We start from the raw sequence: 3,196 nt of genomic DNA on the forward strand, positions 1-3,196 counted from the left end.
GGCCCCGGTCCCCCGCAGCCCGCCCCGCTCCGGGCTCACCCCCCGGCGCAGCCGGGCGCTGACGTCGTGGACCGTGCCGAGGGACACGTCGGTCTCCCGGGCGACCTCCCGGAGCGTGGCGTCGGGATGGGCGGTGAGGTAGGCGGCGGCGCGACGGCGGCCCTCGCCGGCGCTCACCGAGCGCATTTTCCCGTCCAGGCCCAGGCGTTGGCCGCCCGGCGGGGTGGCGCACGCGGAGCGGTCGCGCAGGGAGGCGATGGTCTTCGCGCTGAGTCCCGTGACGCTGGCGATGGCGCGGTCGGACCATTCGGGATGGGCCATGAGCACGCGTTCGGCCCCGCACATGCGGTCGGCCCTCGACAGCGGAAGTCCGTGCGAGCTGTTGGCCTTCATGGCGATGACGAGCGCTTCGGCGTCCGTGCAGTCGATCAGGCGGGCTTTTATGCTGTGGTCGCCGCAGAGTTTCGCGGCCTCCAGCCTGTGCAGCCCGTCGATAATCCGCCAGCCGTCTTTCTGGACGAGCACGGGCGGCAATTGGGAACGGCCCGACGCGTCGATGAGCAGTTGCAGGTACGCGGCGTTGATTCCGCCCTGGCGCAGATGCATTCCGGGCGACAGAGCATGGACCGGGAGTTCCTGGACCGGTGTCTTCCCTATGTGCTCGGGACCGATTCCGGGAACGATTCCCTGGCCGGTTCCGGGAACGATTCCCGGGATGATTCCGGGGCCGCCCGCATCACCGGCCGCTGATTCTTCGCACATGGATCCGGCGGAGCTCAAACCGTCTGCGATCACCGTAGCCCGCCCGTCATTGAAAGCCATCCGGTGTGCCCTTTCTCCTGCATTCCGGATGAGCGTCGCAGCGGGGTCTCTAGCCGCAGTCGAGGGTGAGTTGACGGTCATCGGACCGCGGCCGGACGGGCGGATCAGTGCTTCATCAGCAGGCCGCGGCTGCGCAATACCCAGCGCTCCAGGGGGCTGAAGACGAGCAGGTCGATGGCGATGCCGACCAGGAGGATGAGCAGGATGGCCTCGAAGACCATGGCCATGTCGCTGGCGTTGCGGCCGTTCTCCAGGAGCTGGCCCAGGCCCAGGCCCAGGTCGGGGAAGGACGCGATGATCTCGGCGGCCATCAGCGAGCGCCAGGAGAACGCCCAGCCCTGTTTGAGTCCGGCGACGTAGCCGGGCAGGGCGGCCGGCAGCACGATGTGCCAGGTGCCCTTGAGCCCGGTGGCGCCCATGGTGCGCCCGGCCCGCAGGAACAGCGGCGGCACCTGGTCGACGCCGGAGACCAGGCCGTTGGCGATGGAGGGCACCGCGCCGAGCAGGATCACCGCGTACATCATCGAGTTGTTCAGGCCCAGCCAGATCACCGCGGGCGGCACCCAGGCGACCGAGGGCAGGGACTGCAGGCCGGACAGGATCGGGCCGAGCGCCGCGCGCAGGAACTTCAGCCGGGCCACGAGCAGGCCCAGCGGGGTGCCGATGAGCAGGGCCAGGCAGAAGCCGAGCAGGCCGCGCGAGGCGGACGTCCAGATGTAGCCGAGGAGTTCGCCCTCCAGCCACGCCTGGTGCGCCACGTCCCACACCGCGCCCGGGGAGGGCAGCTTGCTGGGGTCGTCGACGACCCCGAAGGAGATCAGTGCCTGCCACACCGCCAGGACGAGCGTGATGGCGGTGAGGGGCGGCAGGACCTTCTCCCGCAGGGTCGTCGTGAACGGCGTGCGGACCTGCTGGGGGGTCTCCAGGGCGTCGAGGCCGGCGAGGTCGTTGCCGTCCTTGACGGTGCTCGTCTCAGAACTGGCCATGTCGGCGGATCTCCCCCCGCAGTTGTTCGGTGATCTCGATGGACAGCTCCGCGACGGCGGTGTCCTCGATGCGGCGCGGCTGCGGGATGTCCACGGCCCACTCGCGGGCGATGCGCCCGGGGCGGGAGGACAGCAGGATCACGCGCTGGGCCAGGCGCGCGGCCTCGCGCACGTTGTGGGTGACGAACAGCACCGACAGCCGTGTCTCGCGCCAGATGCGGGTCAGTTCGTCGTGCAGCACGTCCCGGGTGATGGCGTCCAGGGCGGCGAAGGGCTCGTCCATCAGCAGCAGACGGCTCTCCTGGGCCAGTGCGCGGGCCAGCGCGACCCGCTGGCGCATCCCGCCGGACAGCTCGTGCACCCGCTTGCCGTGGGCGCCCTTGAGGCGGACGAGTTCCAGGAGCTCCTCGGCGCGTTCGCGGCGGCCCTGGGGGGCGATGCCGCGCAGCCGCAGGGCCAGTTCGATGTTCTTGCCGGCGGTCAGCCAGGGGAACAGGGCGTGTTCCTGGAACATCAGCGCGGGCCGGCCGTCGGTGGTGATGGTGCCGCCGGTGGGCCGGTCGAGGCCGGCGACGAGGTTGAGCAGGGTGGACTTGCCGCAGCCCGAGGCCCCCAGGAGGGTGACGAACTCGCCGGGTGCGACATCGAGGCTGATGTCGTCCAGCACGAGCTGCGGCCCGGCGGGGCCGGGGAACGACTTGGAGACGTGCTCGATGCGCACGGCGTGGCGGGCCGTCGCGGTGCCGTCGCCCGCCTGGGCGAAGGTCGTGGTCATGGTCGTCACCTCCTGGGAGCTCACCTCCGAGCTCATCGAAACGGGCTATGTGACGCCGAGGCCGGCGTCGTCGACCGGGCTGCGGCCGGCGGCCTTGAGGATCTGGTTGAGCAGGGTGAGGTCGTAGATGCCGGTCAGGTCCGGCTCGTCGAGCAGGCCGGCCTTGACGGCGTGGGCCGCTTCGGCGCGCAGGGTGGCGGCCAGCGGGTCGTCGGTGAAGTCGATCGACTGCCACGCCGGGTCCAGCACCCGGTCGGGCAGGGCCTTGCCCGCGTCGGCCGCCAGCTGCTCGTTGGCGGCCGCCTTGGCCCGGGCGGGGTGGGCGTGGATCCACCGGTTGGTGTCCACCGACGCCTTGAGCACCGCCCGGACGACCCGGGGGTGCGCGGTGAGGAACTTCTGCGACACGATGATGTTCGTGATGACGAAGGTGCCGTCGGGCCACAGCGTCTTCTCGTCCAGCAGGACCTTGCCGCCCTCGGCGACGAGCTTGGAGGCGGTCGGCTCGGGCACCCACGCGCCGTCGATGGAGCCGGACTTGTAGGCGTCCGGGGTGACCTTGTTGTCGGTGCGGACCACCGACACGTCGCCCTTGCCGCTCTGCGCGTCGACC

Annotated in this window: 4 protein-coding genes; all 4 read right to left on the reverse strand. The window is 71.0% G+C overall.

The features are described from left to right. Nucleotides 1-903 (reverse strand): ParB/RepB/Spo0J family partition protein (locus tag AOK03_RS26375; RefSeq protein WP_482256243.1); only part of this gene is annotated, 903 nt, incomplete at its 3' end. Nucleotides 904-926: 23 nt separating this feature from the next. Next, nucleotides 927-1,808, reverse strand: coding sequence for an ABC transporter permease (locus AOK03_RS26380; RefSeq protein ID WP_055567839.1), 882 nt, complete (start codon nt 1,806-1,808; stop codon nt 927-929). Continuing rightward, nucleotides 1,795-2,583 (reverse strand): ABC transporter ATP-binding protein, encoded by a 789-nt coding sequence (locus tag AOK03_RS26385; RefSeq protein WP_055567840.1) that lies wholly within the window; start codon nt 2,581-2,583, stop codon nt 1,795-1,797. Before AOK03_RS26385 ends, AOK03_RS26380 begins: the two co-directional genes overlap by 14 nt. Before the next feature lie 45 nt (nt 2,584-2,628). Further along, nucleotides 2,629-3,196 (reverse strand): ABC transporter substrate-binding protein (locus AOK03_RS26390; protein ID WP_167355646.1); only part of this gene is annotated, 568 nt, incomplete at its 5' end.

It is taken from the genome of Streptomyces atriruber (assembly GCF_001418325.1).
Lineage (GTDB): Bacteria > Actinomycetota > Actinomycetes > Streptomycetales > Streptomycetaceae > Streptomyces > Streptomyces atriruber.